11 protein-coding genes are annotated in these 15,656 nt (G+C 66.0%); 9 read left to right on the forward strand and 2 right to left on the reverse strand.

What is annotated here, in order from left to right; translation table 11 throughout:
• Positions 1–214: 214 nt before the first annotated feature.
• Together ACUSIJ_RS18660 and ACUSIJ_RS18665 are read left to right on the forward strand one after the other, a co-directional pair.
• Positions 215–1,807, forward strand: coding sequence for an isocitrate lyase (locus ACUSIJ_RS18660; protein ID WP_449309914.1), 1,593 nt, complete (start codon positions 215–217; stop codon positions 1,805–1,807).
• 80 nt (positions 1,808–1,887) lie between these two features.
• Positions 1,888–2,091: a hypothetical protein gene (locus ACUSIJ_RS18665; protein ID WP_449309915.1), complete on the forward strand. Its 204-nt coding sequence runs from the start codon at positions 1,888–1,890 to the stop codon at positions 2,089–2,091.
• Between the two features lie 287 nt (positions 2,092–2,378).
• On the opposite strand, the gene ACUSIJ_RS18670 is transcribed toward ACUSIJ_RS18665, so the two are convergent.
• Positions 2,379–8,390, reverse strand: coding sequence for a DUF4214 domain-containing protein (locus tag ACUSIJ_RS18670; protein WP_449309916.1), 6,012 nt, complete (start codon positions 8,388–8,390; stop codon positions 2,379–2,381).
• 332 nt (positions 8,391–8,722) lie between these two features.
• On the opposite strand from ACUSIJ_RS18670, the gene ACUSIJ_RS18675 reads away from it, so the two are divergent.
• On the forward strand, positions 8,723–9,667 hold the full coding sequence (locus ACUSIJ_RS18675; RefSeq protein ID WP_449309917.1) for a LysR family transcriptional regulator: 945 nt from the start codon (positions 8,723–8,725) through the stop codon (positions 9,665–9,667).
• An 88-nt stretch (positions 9,668–9,755) separates the two neighbouring features.
• The gene (gene yghX / locus ACUSIJ_RS18680; protein WP_449309918.1) at positions 9,756–10,643 is read left to right on the forward strand and encodes a YghX family hydrolase; all 888 of its coding nucleotides are present in this window, start codon (positions 9,756–9,758) and stop codon (positions 10,641–10,643) included.
• A gap of 1 nt (position 10,644) precedes the next feature.
• On the opposite strand, the gene ACUSIJ_RS18685 is transcribed toward yghX, so the two are convergent.
• Positions 10,645–11,193, reverse strand: a complete 549-nt coding sequence (locus tag ACUSIJ_RS18685) for a cupin domain-containing protein (RefSeq protein WP_449309919.1) — start codon at positions 11,191–11,193, stop codon at positions 10,645–10,647.
• A 183-nt stretch (positions 11,194–11,376) separates the two neighbouring features.
• Here ACUSIJ_RS18685 and ACUSIJ_RS18690 point away from each other — a divergent pair, with 183 nt between their 5' ends.
• The 5 genes from ACUSIJ_RS18690 to pcaG all read left to right on the forward strand — a co-directional run bounded on the left by ACUSIJ_RS18690 (position 11,377) and on the right by pcaG (position 15,652).
• Entirely contained in the window at positions 11,377–12,714 is a 1,338-nt protein-coding gene (locus tag ACUSIJ_RS18690) for an aminotransferase class III-fold pyridoxal phosphate-dependent enzyme (protein WP_449309920.1), read from the forward strand.
• A gap of 211 nt (positions 12,715–12,925) precedes the next feature.
• The gene (pcaD, locus tag ACUSIJ_RS18695) at positions 12,926–13,762 is read left to right on the forward strand and encodes a 3-oxoadipate enol-lactonase (RefSeq protein ID WP_449309921.1); all 837 of its coding nucleotides are present in this window, start codon (positions 12,926–12,928) and stop codon (positions 13,760–13,762) included.
• Entirely contained in the window at positions 13,759–14,205 is a 447-nt protein-coding gene (gene pcaC, locus ACUSIJ_RS18700; RefSeq protein WP_449309922.1) for a 4-carboxymuconolactone decarboxylase, read from the forward strand. Before pcaD ends, pcaC begins: the two co-directional genes overlap by 4 nt.
• Positions 14,206–14,292: 87 nt before the next feature.
• Entirely contained in the window at positions 14,293–15,033 is a 741-nt protein-coding gene (gene pcaH / locus ACUSIJ_RS18705; protein ID WP_449309923.1) for a protocatechuate 3,4-dioxygenase subunit beta, read from the forward strand.
• Position 15,034: 1 nt separating this feature from the next.
• Entirely contained in the window at positions 15,035–15,652 is a 618-nt protein-coding gene (pcaG, locus tag ACUSIJ_RS18710) for a protocatechuate 3,4-dioxygenase subunit alpha (RefSeq protein ID WP_449309924.1), read from the forward strand.
• The last annotated feature ends 4 nt before the right edge of the window (positions 15,653–15,656 follow it).

Genomic DNA, 15,656 nt, shown 5'->3' on the forward strand with positions numbered 1-15,656 from the left:
AGGGGACGGACGGGACCGGGAAAGAAGGGCGCTCCGTCTCCAGACCTCCAGCATGATGACCTGCCCGCGTTCCATGCAGGCATTACAACATTACATGCTAATTTTGTAAAGTTTGACAACGTGACACGATCCCCTCTCGGCAGGGCGGCAGTATCGCTGTATTTCTCTGTCCATACCGCAACGCAAAAGCTGCAACGCAACAATCGAGGGACAGATGTCATACCAAAGCGCTATCCAGGAAGCTGCAAAGCTCATCGAAACCAACCCGAGCTGGTCGGGCGTGACGCCCGAGGCCGTCGCGCGGACGCGCCTGCAAAACCGCTTCCGCACCGGTCTCGATATCGCGCGCTACACCGCGGCGATCATGCGCAAGGACATCGCCGCTTACGACCGGGACCCGTCCCAGTACACGCAGTCGCTCGGCTGCTGGCACGGCTTCATCGGCCAGCAGAAGCTCATCGCGATCAAGAAGCATTTCGGCACGACCGAACGCCGCTACCTCTATCTGTCGGGCTGGATGATCGCGGCGCTGCGCTCCGAATTCGGGCCGCTGCCGGATCAGTCGATGCACGAGAAGACCAGCGTGCCGGCGCTGATCGAAGAACTCTACACCTTCCTGCGCCAGGCGGATGCGCGCGAGCTCGGGCTGATCTTCCGCGAGATCGACAAGGCGCGCGAGGCCGGCGACACCGCGCGCGAGCGTGAGCTGACCCATCAGGTCGATACCTATCAGACCCACGTGGTGCCGATCATCGCCGACATCGACGCCGGTTTCGGCAACGCCGAGGCGACCTATCTGCTGGCGAAGAAGATGATCGAGGCGGGCGCCTGCGCCCTGCAGATCGAGAATCAGGTCTCCGACGAGAAGCAGTGCGGCCACCAGGACGGCAAGGTCACGGTTCCGCACGAGGACTTCGTGGCGAAGATCCGCGCCCTGCGCTACGCGTTCCTGGAACTGGGCGTCGACGACGGCATCATCGTCGCGCGCACGGACTCGCTCGGCGCCGGCCTCACCAAGCAGATCGCCTTCAGCGCACGCGAGGGCGACATCGGCGACCAGTACAATTCGTTCCTCGATGTGGAAGAGGTGCCGGAGGGCCAGCACATCAACGGCGAAGTGCTGATCACCCGCGGCAACAAGGTCTACCGGCCGAAGCGCCTGCGCTCCAACCTCTTCCAGTTCCGCGAAGGAACCGGCGTGGACCGCGTCGTGCTCGACTGCGTCAACGCGCTGCAGAACGGCGCCGACCTGCTGTGGATCGAGACCGAGAAGCCGCATGTCGAGCAGATCGCGGGCATGGTCGACCGCATCCGCGAGGCCGTCCCGAACGCCAAGCTCGTGTACAACAACTCGCCGTCGTTCAACTGGACGCTGAGCTTCCGTCAGCAAGTCTTTGATACCTGGAAGGAAGCGGGCAAGGATGTCTCTGCCTACGACCGCGCCAGGCTGATGAGCGCCGACTACGACAGCACCGAACTCGCTGCCGAGGCGGACGAGAAGATCCGGACGTTCCAGCGCGACGCGTCGCTGCGCGCCGGTATCTTCCACCACCTCATCACGCTGCCGACCTACCACACGGCGGCGCTGTCGACCGACAATCTCGCCAGGGAATACTTCGGCGAACAGGGCATGCTCGGCTATGTCGCGAATGTCCAGCGCAAGGAGATCCGCGAGGGGATTGCCGCCGTCAAGCACCAGAACATGGCCGGCTCCGACATCGGCGACGATCACAAGGAGTACTTCTCCGGTGAAGCGGCGCTGAAGGCGGGCGGCAAGCACAACACCATGAACCAGTTCGCTGCCTGACCCGCAGCGCATTCCACAAGGTCCCGAGGGTGGGGGCGACACCGCGCCCACCCGTTTCGAAACCGCAGGGAGATGAAGAGATGTCCGAACATCAGCATGACCATCAGCAGGAAGAAGACAAGCTGAACCCGATCCAGGAACCGCAGCGCTCGCGCGCCGTCTTCTCGCAGGAAGACTTCGACCTGATCCGTACCGCGATCGCGCATTACCTGAAGGAGATCGCGGACAAGCCGGAATCGTCTAAATATTCCAATCTGTATCACCGGCTCGGCCGCGTCGGCTGAGGCGTCAACCCGGAACGGGTATAGTTCGGGGAAATAGAGCAGCGGGCATTCGAACGGAATCGTTCCGCCGCTCTATCCATTTGTTCACGCATCAAGTTTTTCCGAAAGAATTCAATAACAAGCAGATAAAGCGGCATGCCGAATAAATGCTCCAGCATGCCGCTCCAACTATCTGACGATGAACGCGATTCAGACGCAGCTCTGTTCGGGGTTCACGCGAAATTGCAGGAAACGCCCATCAGTGCACGCAGGGGGCCCCGGCAGGGAGCCCCCTGCATGCTTGCCGATCAGGCCACCAGATCCGGCCACAGGTCCGCGGGCGGCACCAGCACGGAGACCCTGTCCTGCGCCTCGACGCTCTGCGCGAAGGCAAGAGCCACGTTGGCGCGCGAAGCGCCGGCCTCGTCGAGCTGGGCGATCCAGTATTGCCGGCCGCCCTCTTCGCCCGTCCGCGCCAGCACATCCCTGTAAAGCGTGTCGACGAACGTCACGGTATCGAGGCCCTGACTGCGCTGGGCGAACTCTTCCGTAGCGACGAGATGGCGGGCTATCGACCAGACGTCCTCGCCGGCAAGCCCCTTCCCGAGCCAGAAATCGAAGCCGGCCTCGTCGGGCTCACGACCGAAGAACGCGTGGTAGAGGCCGCGAATATCGCTTTGCCCCGCCGCGAGCAGCGGCGCGTCCCCATCGGTATAGGACAGCGCTTCCACGTCGCTCACGCGATGGACGGAACCGGTCTCGTGGTTGGTGACATGAACGAGCCCGTCCCTGATCTCGACGGTGTAGTCGGCGCGCGCGCCGAGCAGGACGAGCGTATCGTGGCCCCCGCCGCCGTCGATGCGGTCGTTGCCTGCGCTTTCGATAAAGCGATTGTCGCCGGCGTTGCCGAGCAGCACGTTGTCGAACGCATTGCCGACGAGGACGCTGTCGCCGCTCGCATCGAGCAGCGCGCCGAACTCGACCGTTCCGGGCAGGGCGACGGCGGCCGTCATGCCGTCGTAGTACACCCGGTCGCGGGCGCCGGTGCCGAGATCCGGCACCAGGGCGTCGGCATCGTGCAGGAAAATGTCGCGGCCGCCGAACGCGTTGTTCACGATCTCGTAGTCCGCATCCGGATCGCCCGCGCCTTCCAGGCTCACGACCCGGATGTCGTCGTAGGTGACGCCGTTGCCGGCGCGCCAGTTGTAGAGGCCGAACGTGCCCTGCTCGACGTCATGCAGCTCGATCGGTGCCGTGAACAGCGCGACGCCGTTCAGCCAGACCTGCACCTTGCCGTCGACGATGTCGGCCCGCAGGTGGTTCGTGCCCTGCGTGTCGTAGCGGTACGGACCCTGCCAGTACGTCTGCTCGATGCCGTCCTTCAGGCTGAAGAGCTGGGGCAGCCCCGTCCGATTGTCGAGCTCGAACTTGTAGTAGTTGTTCTCGTCCTGATAGTGCAGCAGCAGGCCGACGCCGCCCCCCGAAGTGGAGGTGAACGTGGTTTCCACGCTGTAGTTGCGCCATTCCGAGGCGCCTTCGGCCTCGTAGAGCGCGTAGGTGCCCTTGCGCAGCGCATGGATGCCGTCGCCGAGCGGGCTCCAGTTGAGGCTCCACTCGGAGGTCGGCGCCGTGTCCCCGGTGCCGCCGAGCTCGCGGCTGTAGCGGTTGGCCGTCTGCTGCAGCGCGCCGTCCTCGACCGACCAGGCCGCGGCAACGCCCAGTTCGCCCTCGTCGACGAAGCGGAAGTTCTGCGCCAGCCCGTCCGAGAAGTCCTCGAGCAGCAGCACGCGTTGGGCCGCGACCACCTCCACGGTGACGGTGTCGCTGGCGCGGCCGTCAGCACCGTTGAGGTCGACGCGCAGCACATGGGTGCCGACGCCGAACCCGACATCCACCTCTGCACCTTTCGCCAGAACGACGCCGTTCTCGCTCCAGGCGATGTCCTCGACGCCGTCGAGGCCGAAGCTCGCGAGCGCCGAGAGCGAGACCGTGGCCTGGCCGTTCTCGACGGCGGCGACCACCCGCAGCGCCTTGCCGGCATCGGCGATCAGTGTGTCCTGACGGACGTAGATGTCGTCGAAGAATACCTGCCGCTGGCCCTCGGAGTAGACACCGACCGTGCCCCCGGCGAGCGGCTCGTCGTCGGTGACGGCACCGCCGAACAGCGCCTCGCCGTCGAGGGTGGCGGCGAGCTTGCCGTTCCCGACCGCGAGCTCGACCGCGAAGGCGCGATCGAACGGGCTGGTGGCGACCTCGCGCGCCAGCACGGTCTCGACGCCGCCCCGCACCTTGACGAGCAGGCGTTCGTTGCTGGCGATGTCGAAGCTCAGGCGGTAATGGTTGTCGGCATCCTGATAGTAGGCGACGATGCCGAGGCCCTGCTGGTCCTCCGCGAGCAGCGTCGCCGAGACGGTGTAACCCGCCCACGCCGAACTGCCCTCGCCGTTCCAGGTCACCACGCCGGAAGCGCCGTCGAAGGCCCGCAGCAGACCCTCGGGCGCGGCGATGCCGTCGACCGCCACCTTGCGCGACGCGACGGAGCCGGCGACCTGCCAGTTGCCGCCGGGCAGGGTCCAGCCCTCGGCGTCGCCGTCGTCGAAGGTCTCGTGCAGCAGGGTCTTGTCGTCGGTGACGGCGACCGTCACATGATCGGTGCTCGCCGTGCCGTCGGTCGCGATGGCGCGCAGCGTCAGGCGATGGACGCCGGCGCCGAGCGCGACGTCGGCCGCCGCCGTGTCGGCGACGATCTCGCCACCCGCGTTCAGCCATTCGTAGCGGACGATCTGGCCGAGCTTGTCGACGGAGCTGCTGCCGTCGAGCCTCACCGTGGCAGCGGCTTCCGCGCCGGCCGAGACGGTCTGGTCGTCGCCCGCGTTGGCGCGGAACTGCACGGTCGGCGTGCCGAGATCGACGCCGTTGTACGTCTCCTCGTGCTCGCGCAGCGCGCCGGTGAGCTGCTGGGCCGCCCCGTTGCCGATCTCCTGCGACAGGGTGCCGTTGCCGATGCCGGGCGCGAAGTCGCCGTTGGTGAAGTCGAACTGCACGAGGTTGACGCCGTCGATGGGCCCCGCGAAGGGACCGCTGGCGGTGGCGCCGCCGAGGAGGGTGACCTCCTCCGCGCTCAGCGCCTTCTCCACGAAGGCGAACGAGGAGAGCGAGAACAGCGGCGTCTCGAAGCTGTCGTCGGCGAAGATCAGGAAGCCGCCGGCGCCGATCTCGAAGGCGGAGCCGACCGTCTGGGTGCCCTGCAGGACGCCGTCGACATACTTGTTCATGACGAAGGTCGATCCGCCCTCGCCGACCCGCTCCAGAGTGACGACCACGCGCAGCCACTCGTTGAGCGGCAGGAAGCCCTCGTCCTGGCCGTTGGTGCCGATCACGGCGTAGCCATCGTGGAAATTCAGCCAGAGGTCGCCGTCGGTGACGTTGTTGAGGTCGCTCTGGAAGATCGAGGACAGGCTCGACTGGGTGGGGAACTTGACGTCATAGACGAGGGTATAGGCGCTGAAGGTGCTCTCGCCGTTCGCCGGCTCGAAGCCGGGCACGATCTTGAGACCGTTCTGGGGGTTGAAGCGCGGCGCGGTCAGGATGGCGCTGTCGCCGTCCGGCAGCGCTTCCGTGCCGAAGGCCACCGGCTGGATGGGGGTGTTCCCGGTGCCGCCGGTGCCGCCGCCCTTGCCGTCGCGGGAGGGTTCGGGATCGCCGCGCGAGCCGGTGATGTACTCGTCGAAATCGGCGAGATAGGTCTCGGTGAAGAAGCTGCCGTTGTCGGGATCGATGGTGACGAGGCGGATCGCGCCGTTGCCGCCGTTGCCGCCCCGCGAGGGATCGCCGTTGCCCGTCGCCTCCAGCGAGACGCCGTTCTGGTAGTTGACGAACATCTGGTAGACGGGCTGGCCGGCTTCGTTGTAGCCGACGATCGTCTCCGCGCCGTCGCCGAAGACGTGGCCGGAGAAGACGAACGAGATGTTGCTGTGCTTGGACACGAGGCCCTGCCACATGTCCTCGCCGTCGTTGGCGTTCTCGGCGCTGCCGCCGATGCCGTAGTCCTTGCCGGTGCCCTCCGCGAACAGCGGGCCGGAGTAGTTGTCGGCGCGCGTGCCCATGTTGGTGTAATGGTGCGTCGTCAGGATGGCGCGGTGATCGGCATGGGCGTCGAGCACCTCGCTGGCCCAGCGCAGCACGTCGTCGCGCGCGCCGAATTCGAGCGAGACGGCGATCCATTTGGTGCCGTCGGTGCCCTCGAACGTGTACCAGGCGTTCTTGGTCTCGCCCGGTTCCTGATCGTAGACGCCGCCGAGCGTCGAGTGCTCCTGCAGGTAGTCGATGGAGAAGTAGTCCGTCTGACGCGAGGTGTAGTCGTTGGCGCTGCCGCCCTCGCTCTGGTCGTGGTTGCCGGGCAGCAGGGCATAGGGAACGATGCCGTTCAGCTTGCTGAAGGCTTCCTGGGCGATGGCCCACTGGGCCGCGGTGTTGCTGCCGGTGACGTCGCCGACGCTCGTCACGAAGCGCAGGTTCAGCGTGCCGGCGTTGTCGGCCAGCCACTGCGTCATGCGGTTGAACGTCTCCTGGCCGGCGCCGACGTAGGTGTAGTCCTGCGTGTCGGGCAGCACGGCGATGGTGTAGGCGTTGGGCCCCGCGACGCGCACGCGGAAATCGTCGCTGTACGCCTTGCCCTCGGCGTCGACCGCCAGCATCTTGATGTCGGAATAGCCGAGCGCGGCGGTGTCGATTTCGAGCTTGTCGCCGTCGACGAGGCGCGCGTTGACCACCTCGTCGTTGGAATTGGTCAGGGTGTAGGTCAGACCCTCGGCGGTGAAGTGCTCGGAAAGGTCGATGATGAAGGTCTCGGCCTCGGGCGTGAGCCGCAGATCGTCGATCGAGCGAAGCTGCGTCGGCGCGTCCCCGTCCGTCGCCGGCGCGGTGACGACGGAGATGCCGGCATCGGCCGGCGTCTGGATGACCGGATCGACGTTGAGCGGGGTCAGCGTGGCGCCGCCCACCGCGGGGTTCAGCGTGCCGTCGTTGAAGCGGAATTCGCTGCCGTTGAAGGCGAGGAAGAGCTCTTCGAGGCCCGCCGGCACGATGCCCTCGGCGCTCGGCGCGCCGAACGTCTGCAACTGGGCCTCGTTGAGCGCGAACTCGATGTAGGCGAAGTTGCTGACGTGGACGGGCGAGGTCTCGCCGTCGTTGTCGCTGAAGATCAGGAAGCCCTTTTCCTTGTCGATCGTGTAGCGGGCGACATCGTCCGTCACCTGCGTGCCGACCTGCGCTCCGTTGATGTATTTGGCGATCGTGACCTGGCCGTTCGCCTCCTCGACGGTGAAGGCGATGCGGTTCCAGGCGTCGAGCCGCGCCTCGCCCTGGTAGTTGCCGCCGATGCCGATGCCGAAGGCGTCTCCCGAAACCCTGCCGAAGAGATCGGCGTCGTCGCCGTTCTCGGGGTCGGTCTGGAAGAAGGCGATCCACTCCGTCCCCTCGCCGGAGGGCACGTACACGTCGAACGCGATGCTGTAGGCGGTCGCGGTGCCGGTGCCGCCGGGCGTCACGAGGATCGTCTCCCCGGCGTCGGTCGCGGGCAGGCTGAGGATCAGGTCGGCCGCCGACGCGGGGGGAATGCCGGCATCAGCGGCGATGAGCGTCGGCGTTTCGACATTGTTCGGCGTGAGCGTGGCGCCGCCGACGGCCGCCGCCAGGGATCCGTCGCCGAAGCGGAATTCGCTGCCGCCCGCCGCGAGCAGGCCGTCCGCGAAAAGGCCGGTGAAGATGCCCTCGCGGTTGACGCCGCCGAGAGCGGCGATCTCGCCCTCGGTCAGGGCCGTCTCGGCATAGGCGAAGCTGGAGAGGTAGAGCTGCGCGGTCTCGCCGTCGTTGTCGCTGAAGATCAGGAAGCCCGTCTCGCGGTCGATCACGTAGCGTCCCGCATCCGTCGATACCTGCGAGCCGACCTTCTCGCCGTTGATGTACTTGGCGATCGTGACCTGGCCGTCGGCCTCCTCGATCGTGAAGGCGATGCGGTTCCAGGCGTCGAGGCGGGCGGTGCCCTGGTAGTTGCCACCGATGCCGATGCCGAAACCGCTGCCCTCGATCCGCCCGAAGAGGTCGCCATCGTCGGAATTGCCGGTGTTCGACTGAAAGAACGCGATCCAGCCGCTCGGGGCCGGGCTCGGAACGTAGAGGTCGTAGATCAGCGTGTAGGCGGCCGGGTTGCCGGTGCCACCGGGAACGACGAACAGGCTCTGGTCCGGAGCGGTGGCCGGGATGCCGAGCAGCCAGTCCTCGCTGGCGTCAAGCAGGGTGGCGAAGGTTGAGGACGTCATCTTTCACTCCTTTCGGCACGCAAGGCGAAGTCGGTATGACCCAAGGATGCCACCGTTGTAGGAGTGAGCGTCTGCGCGGCTATGACAACCGATTCATAAAACGGCGCTCGACCCATCGATTCTTTCAATACTTTGTATTGAATACATATCGGATACACATTGAGAGAATACACTATGTTGATGACAGACAGCACAGAAGAGACGATTTCTTACAATTATATGACAGTTCCGAACGAACCGGGGCCCCGCTGCCGTCTTCCGCGCCGGCGCGGTCGCTCGGGTGTGAGGCCGCCGCCTCGCGAGCGGTCTTCGGGATTGCGGAAGGGCGAATCATGTCCATAGCCCAGCTGCGCGCGTTTCACTTCGTCGCGCGTTACGGCGGTTTCTCCCATGCCGCCCGCGAGATGGCGGTCAGCCAGTCGACGCTCTCGGGGCAGGTCAAGACCCTTGAGGCGACGTGCGGGATCAGCCTTTTCGAGCGGCATACGCGGGGGGTGAAGCTCAGCGAGCAGGGCGAGGTTCTCTTCGAGATCACGTCGCGACTGTTTCAGGCGGAAGCCGAGGCCAAGACCTTCCTGCGCCGACGGCCGGAGACGGACCATGCGGGATATCTGCGCGTCGCCGCCGACGGGCCGGTGCTGGCGCTGCCGATTCTGGTCGGCATGCGCCGGGAGCGCCCGAAGCTGACGTTCTCGCTGAGCATCGACAATTCCGACAGGGTGACGGACCAGATCCTGGGCTACCATGCCGATGTCGGCATCACCGCCCTTCCGCCCCGCGACAGCCGGCTTCACGGCGTCTATCTGCTGTCGATGCCGGTGGGCCTGTGCGTGTCGCGCGACCATGGCCTGGCGGGCCGGCCGTTCGTGATGCTGAAGGATCTCGCCGGGCATTCCTTCGTCCTGCGCGAGCGGGGCTCGCGCACGCGCGCGGCCTTCGAGGAAAACCTCGCCGCGGCCGATGTGAAGATCGGGACCGTCATCGAGATATCGAGCCGGGAGGGCGTCCGGGAGGCGGTCGCCAACGGCCTCGGCTGCGGTGTCGTCGCCGACCGCGAGTTCGGCGCCGATCCGCGCCTCGTTTTCGTGCCGATCAAGGACGCGCGCGCGATGATCGACGAATACGCCATCTGCCTGACCGAACGCCTTCACCTGCCATTGATCAAGGCCTTTCTGCAGGAAGCGCAAGGCCGCGATGCCCTGCCGCCGCCCTTCGGGCATGACCTCGGAAACTGGACGCTCCGGCTGGAACAGGACCGGGGACGAACCAGCGCCTGAATGGCGTCTTCACGATTGTGATCATCGGGACGGCCCGTCCCGGCTTATAATGGAGCCGCATCGGCGTGACAATTTGGGGGGACGCAGCATGACCCGTCTGACGGCCAAGGATTTTCCGCAGGAGCTTCTGGAGCTCTACGATTTCTACGCGCACGGCAAGATCACCAAGCGTGACTTCCTCGACCAGGCCGCCAGGTTCTCGGTCGGCGGCGTAACGGCCGCCGCGCTGCTCGCCACCCTCAGCCCCGACTACGCACGCGCGCAGCAGGTGCAGTTCACCGATCCCGACATCACGGCCGAATACGTCACCTATCCCTCACCGAACGGCCATGGCGACGTGCGCGGCTATCTGGTCCGTCCCGCCGGCGCGCAGGGGCCGGTGCCGGGCGTGGTCGTGGTCCACGAGAACCGGGGCCTCAATCCCTATATCGAGGATGTGGCGCGCCGCATCGCCAAGGCCGGCTTCATCGCGCTGGCGCCCGACGGGCTCAGTTCGGCCGGCGGCTATCCGGGCAACGACGACAAGGGGCGCGAGCTTCAACGGCAGGTCGATCCGCAGAAGCTCCTGAACGACTTCTTCGCCGCGGTCGAGTTTCTCATCGCCCACGAGGCGACGACCGACAAGGCCGGCATCACCGGCTTCTGCTATGGCGGCGGCGTTGCGAACGCGGCGGCCGCCGCCTATCCGGAGCTAGGCGCGGCCGTGCCCTTCTACGGACGGCAGGTTCCCGCGGCGGAGGTGGCGCGCATTCAGGCCCCGCTTCTGCTTCATTACGCGGAACACGACGACAGCATCAATGCCGGCTGGCCCGCCTACGAGGCCGCGCTGAAGGAGCAGGGCAAGACCTACGAGGCGTATATCTATCCCGGCACCAACCACGGCTTCCACAACGATTCGACGCCGCGCTACGACGAGGCGGCGGCCAAGCTCGCCTGGGACCGCACAATCGAGTGGTTCAAGCGCTATCTGAGCTAGACTAGAATGTCGGTGGCGTGCAGGCGCTCACCACCTCGCAGGGGACGGGGCCGACGCAGCGGAAACGGTGCGGACGGCGGCTTTCGAAGTAATAGGCATCCCCCGGCCCCAGCACCTTGCGCTCCCCGTCCACCGTCACCTCGAGCCGTCCGCTGAGCACCACGCCCCCCTCCTCCCCGTCATGGACCAGCGGGATGACGCCGGTGTCCGCGCCGGGCTGGTAGCGTTCCTTGAGGATCTGCAGGGCGCGGCCGAAGAGATTATCACCGACCTGACGATACGAGATCCGCCCCTTGCCGATCTCGACCATCTCGTCCTCGCGGTAAAACGCCTTCTTCGGCGCGGAAGGCTGAAGGGCGAAGAACTCGGCAAGACTGATCGGTATGCCGTCGAGGATGCGCTTCAGCGCCCCGACCGACGGATTGCTGGTGTTCGACTCAATCAGCGAGATCGTCGAATTGGTCACCCCTACCCGCCGCGCGAGCTCCCGCTGCGACAGGTTGTGAAGCTGGCGCACGTAACGCAACCGGCCGCCGAGATCGTCGATCATGCTCAAATCCCCCGCCAATCCCCGAGCGGTGTTGCTGCCGTTGCAAAAACCGAAACACACTGATTCCGTTTGTCATATATTCCAGCCAATTGGCAATCAACAGAAAAGGACTTGTTCGGCATTTCCGGCCGTGATTAGGCTCCTATGATCGACCAGCGGGGACACACCGAGGAGGAGTTCGTCATGACAGGCCCAGCGGGAGCCAACACACCGTCGCTCGACAGCTACTGGATGCCCTTCACCGCCAACCGGCAGTTCAAGAAGGCGCCGCGCCTGCTTGTCTCGGCCGAAGGCATGCACTACACCGCCGACGACGGCAGGCGGGTTCTGGACGGCACTGCCGGCCTGTGGTGCGTCAACGCCGGCCACGGCCGCCGGCAGATCACCGCCGCCGTCGAGCGCCAGCTCGCGACGCTCGATTACGCGCCCTCGTTCCAGATGGGCCATCCGATCGCGTTCGAATTCGCCGAGCGCCTTGCGGCCGTGGCGCCCGGCGGGCCGGATGCGAAGCTCGACCGCATCTTCTATACCGGCTCGGGGTCGGAATCGGTCGATACGGCGCTGAAGATCGCCTTCGCCTACCAGCGCGCCATCGGACAGGGCACGCGCACGCGCGTCATCGGCCGCGAGCGCGGCTATCACGGTGTCGGCTTCGGCGGCATCTCGGTCGGCGGGCTCGTCAACAACCGGCGGGTGTTCCCGCAGCTTCCCGGCACCGGCCATCTGCGCCACACGCACGATGCGGCACGCAACGCCTTCACCCGCGGCCTGCCCGAGCACGGCGCGGAACTCGCCGACGACCTCGAACGGCTCGTGGCGCTGCACGGGGCGGAAACCATCGCCGCGGTCATCGTGGAGCCGGTCGCCGGGTCCACCGGCGTGCTGCTGCCGCCGAAGGGCTATCTGGAGCGCCTGCGCGAGATCGCGACGCGCCACGGCATCCTGCTGATCTTCGATGAGGTGATCACCGGCTTCGGCCGGCTCGGCGCGCCCTTCGCCGCGGATTATTTCGGCGTGACGCCGGATATCGTGACGACCGCCAAGGGGCTGACCAACGGCGCCATCCCAATGGGCGCCGTCTTCGTGAAGCGCGCCGTGCACGATGCGCTGATGATCGGCCCCGAATCCGCCATCGAGCTTTTCCACGGCTATACCTATTCCGGCCATCCGGCCGCAGCCGCCGCGGGGATCGCCACGCTCGACATCTACGAAAGCGAGGGCCTGCTGACGCGCGGGGCGGAACTCGCCGAGGCGTGGCAGGAGGCGATCTTCAGTCTGAAGGACGCGCCCAACGTCATCGACATCCGCACCATCGGCCTCGTGGCCGGCATCGAGCTCGCCTCCCGCCCGGGTGCCGTGGGCGCGCGCGCCTATGACGTCTTCGTGGATGCCTTCCAGAAGGGGCTGCTGATCCGTGTCACCGGCGACATCATCGCGCTGTCGCCGCCGCTGATCATCGAGCGCGAGCAGATCGGCGAGATCGTCGCCGTCCTCGGCGATGCACTGAAGCGCGCCGCGTGATCGCCGATGCGCGGCCGCGAATCATAAGCCGGAAGTTGTCGCCATGAACGGTCCGGCGACGGGCATTCCCGTCGCCACCCGATGGTAAGCAGGTTCCGGGCCGAGAAGTGCTATTTCTTCCAGTATAACCGTCAAGTTATTATTTATTTGGAAAATATCATTTTACGCCAGCTTCCGCCGTATGCAATCTGAGCAGCGGGAGGAGCGGAGCATGCCCTATTTCCGCAGCGGCGGCGTCACCATCCATTACGATATCGACCGCCCGGATACCGGACGGGACGGCAAGCTGGTTGTGGTGTTCATCAATTCTCTGGGCACCGATCTGCGAAGCTGGACCGATGTGCGCCATCGGCTCGCCGGCGATTGTGCCGTGATCGTCTACGACAAGCGCGGCCATGGCCTGTCCGACATCGGGGCCACGCCCTATACGATCGCCGACCATGCGGGCGACCTCGCAGCGCTGCTCGATCACCTCGGGCAGACGGGTGATCTGGCTGGCCGGAAGGCGGTCGTCTGCGGCCTGTCGGTCGGCGGGCAGATCGCGCTTGGGCTCTACGCCGCGCGCCCGGATCTGGTCGAGGCGCTGGTGCTGTCCAACACGGCCCACAAGATCGGCTCGCCGGAGATGTGGAACGCCCGCATCGGCGCCATCGAGGCCGGGGGGCTGGACAGCATTCTGGAGCCGGTCATGGAACGCTGGTTCACACCCGCCTTCCGCCGGCCCGACAACCCCGCCTACGGGGTTTACCGCAACATGTTCCTGCGCCAGCCGGCCGCGGGCTACACGGCAACCTGCGCCGCGATCCGCGACGCCGATTTCACCGAAACCGCGCGGCGCATCGCCGTGCCGACGCTGACCATCGCCGGCGATCAGGACGGCGCGACGCCGCCGGAACTCGTACGGTCGCTGGCCGACCTCATCCCCGGCGCGCGTTTCGCGCTCATCCCGGACGCAGGCCATCTGCCGGGTATCGAACAGCCGGCGGCGTATGCGGCGGCGCTCGGCGGCTTCATCGCCCAACTGCCCTCAGGACAGCACACACCATGACGGACGATTACACCACGCCCGACAGATATAGCCAGGGCCTCGCCACCCGCCGATCCGTGCTCGGCGATGCCCATGTCGAGCGGGCGCAGCAGGCGACGACGGATTTCGATCTCCCCTTCCAGCGCCTGATCACGGAAACCGCCTGGGGCACCGTCTGGCAGGGCGGGCACTGGACGAAACGCGAGCGCTCGATGGTGACGATCGCCCTGCTCGCGGCGCTCGGCCACTGGGACGAGGTCGTCATGCACGCGCGCGCCACGGTCAACACCGGCGCGACGCGCGAGGACATTCGCGAGGCGCTGATGCACGTCGCGGTCTATGCCGGCGTGCCGGCCGCGAACCACGCCTTCAAGCTCGTGAAGGAGGCCTTCGCCCGCATCGACGCCGAACAAAATGAGACGAGCGCGCCGGACGTTGCGGCGGAATCGGAACGTGCGCGCTAGTTTTTAAGATTTGTGATTTTGCGCGGCTTTGCCGACGAAAAGTGGTATCCACTTTTCTGCACGCTGCGCCAGTGAGGAGGAAACACAATGAGAAATGCACTCCCCGAAACAGGGGTGTTTTTTCCGCGCGACCGCTCGTGGCATCCCCCGGCGTTCTCGCCGGGCTACAAGACCACCGTGCTGCGCTCTCCCCAGCGCGCCCTCATCTCGCTCGAAGGTACGCAGAGCGAGATCACCGGCCCCGTGTTCGGGCACGGCATACTGAACGAGCTCGACAACGACCTCATCCTGAACTACGCGCAGCCGGGCGAAATGCCGATCGGCGAGCGCATCCTCGTCCACGGCCGCGTGCTCGACGAACGGGGGCGCGGCGTGGACGGGGCGCTGGTCGAGTTCTGGCAGGCCAATGCGGGCGGACGCTACCGCCACAAGAAGGAGACCTACCTCGCCCCCCTCGATCCCAATTTCGGCGGGGTCGGGCGCACGATCACCGACGAGGACGGCCATTACTGGCTCAAGACCATCAAGCCCGGCCCCTACCCCTGGCCCAACGGCGTCAACGACTGGCGGCCGGCGCATATCCACTTTTCGGTCTTCGGCCATGGATTTTCCCAGCGGCTGATCACGCAGATGTATTTCGAGGGCGACCCGCTGATCTGGATCTGCCCCATCGTCAAGACGATCCCGGATGAGGAGGCTATCCGGCAACTGATCGCACCGCTCGACATGAACGCGACCATTCCGATGGACATGCGCGCCTACAAGTTCGATATCGTCCTGCGCGGTCGGCGCTCGACCCTGTTCGAGAATCGCAAGGAGGGCAACTGACATGGCTCAGCCACTCGGCTATCTCAAGGAAAGCCCGTCGCAGACGGCCGGCCCCTATGTGCACATCGGCTGCACGCCCAACTTCACCGGCATTCACGGCGTTTTCGAGCAGGACCTCGGCTCGGGTCCGCTCGTCAGCGAGAAGACGCGCGGCGAGCGCATCACTGTGCGCGGGCGCATCTTCGACGGTGCCGGCGCGCCGCTGAGGGACGCGCTCGTCGAAATCTGGCAGGCGGACGCCGATGGCCTCTACAACAGCCCCTCGGAGACGCGCGGCAAGGCAGACCCCGCCTTTCTCGGCTGGGGACGGTGCCCGGCGGACATGAACACGGGCGAATACGTCTTCGAGACCATCAAGCCCGGTCGCGTGCCGTTCCGGGACGGGCGGCTGATGGCGCCGCACATCACGTTCTGGGTCGTCGCGCGCGGCATCAATATCGGCTTGCAGACACGGCTCTATTTCGGCGATGAAGAAGCAGCCAACGCCGAGGATCCGGTGCTGGCGCGCATCGAGCACAAGGCGCGGATTCCGACGCTGATCGCGCCGCGCGACGGCAATACCTACACGTTCGACATCCACCTGCAAGGCGAGCGCGAAACCGTCTTTTTCGACATTTGATGAT

The organism is Pseudochelatococcus sp. B33, assembly GCF_053570585.1.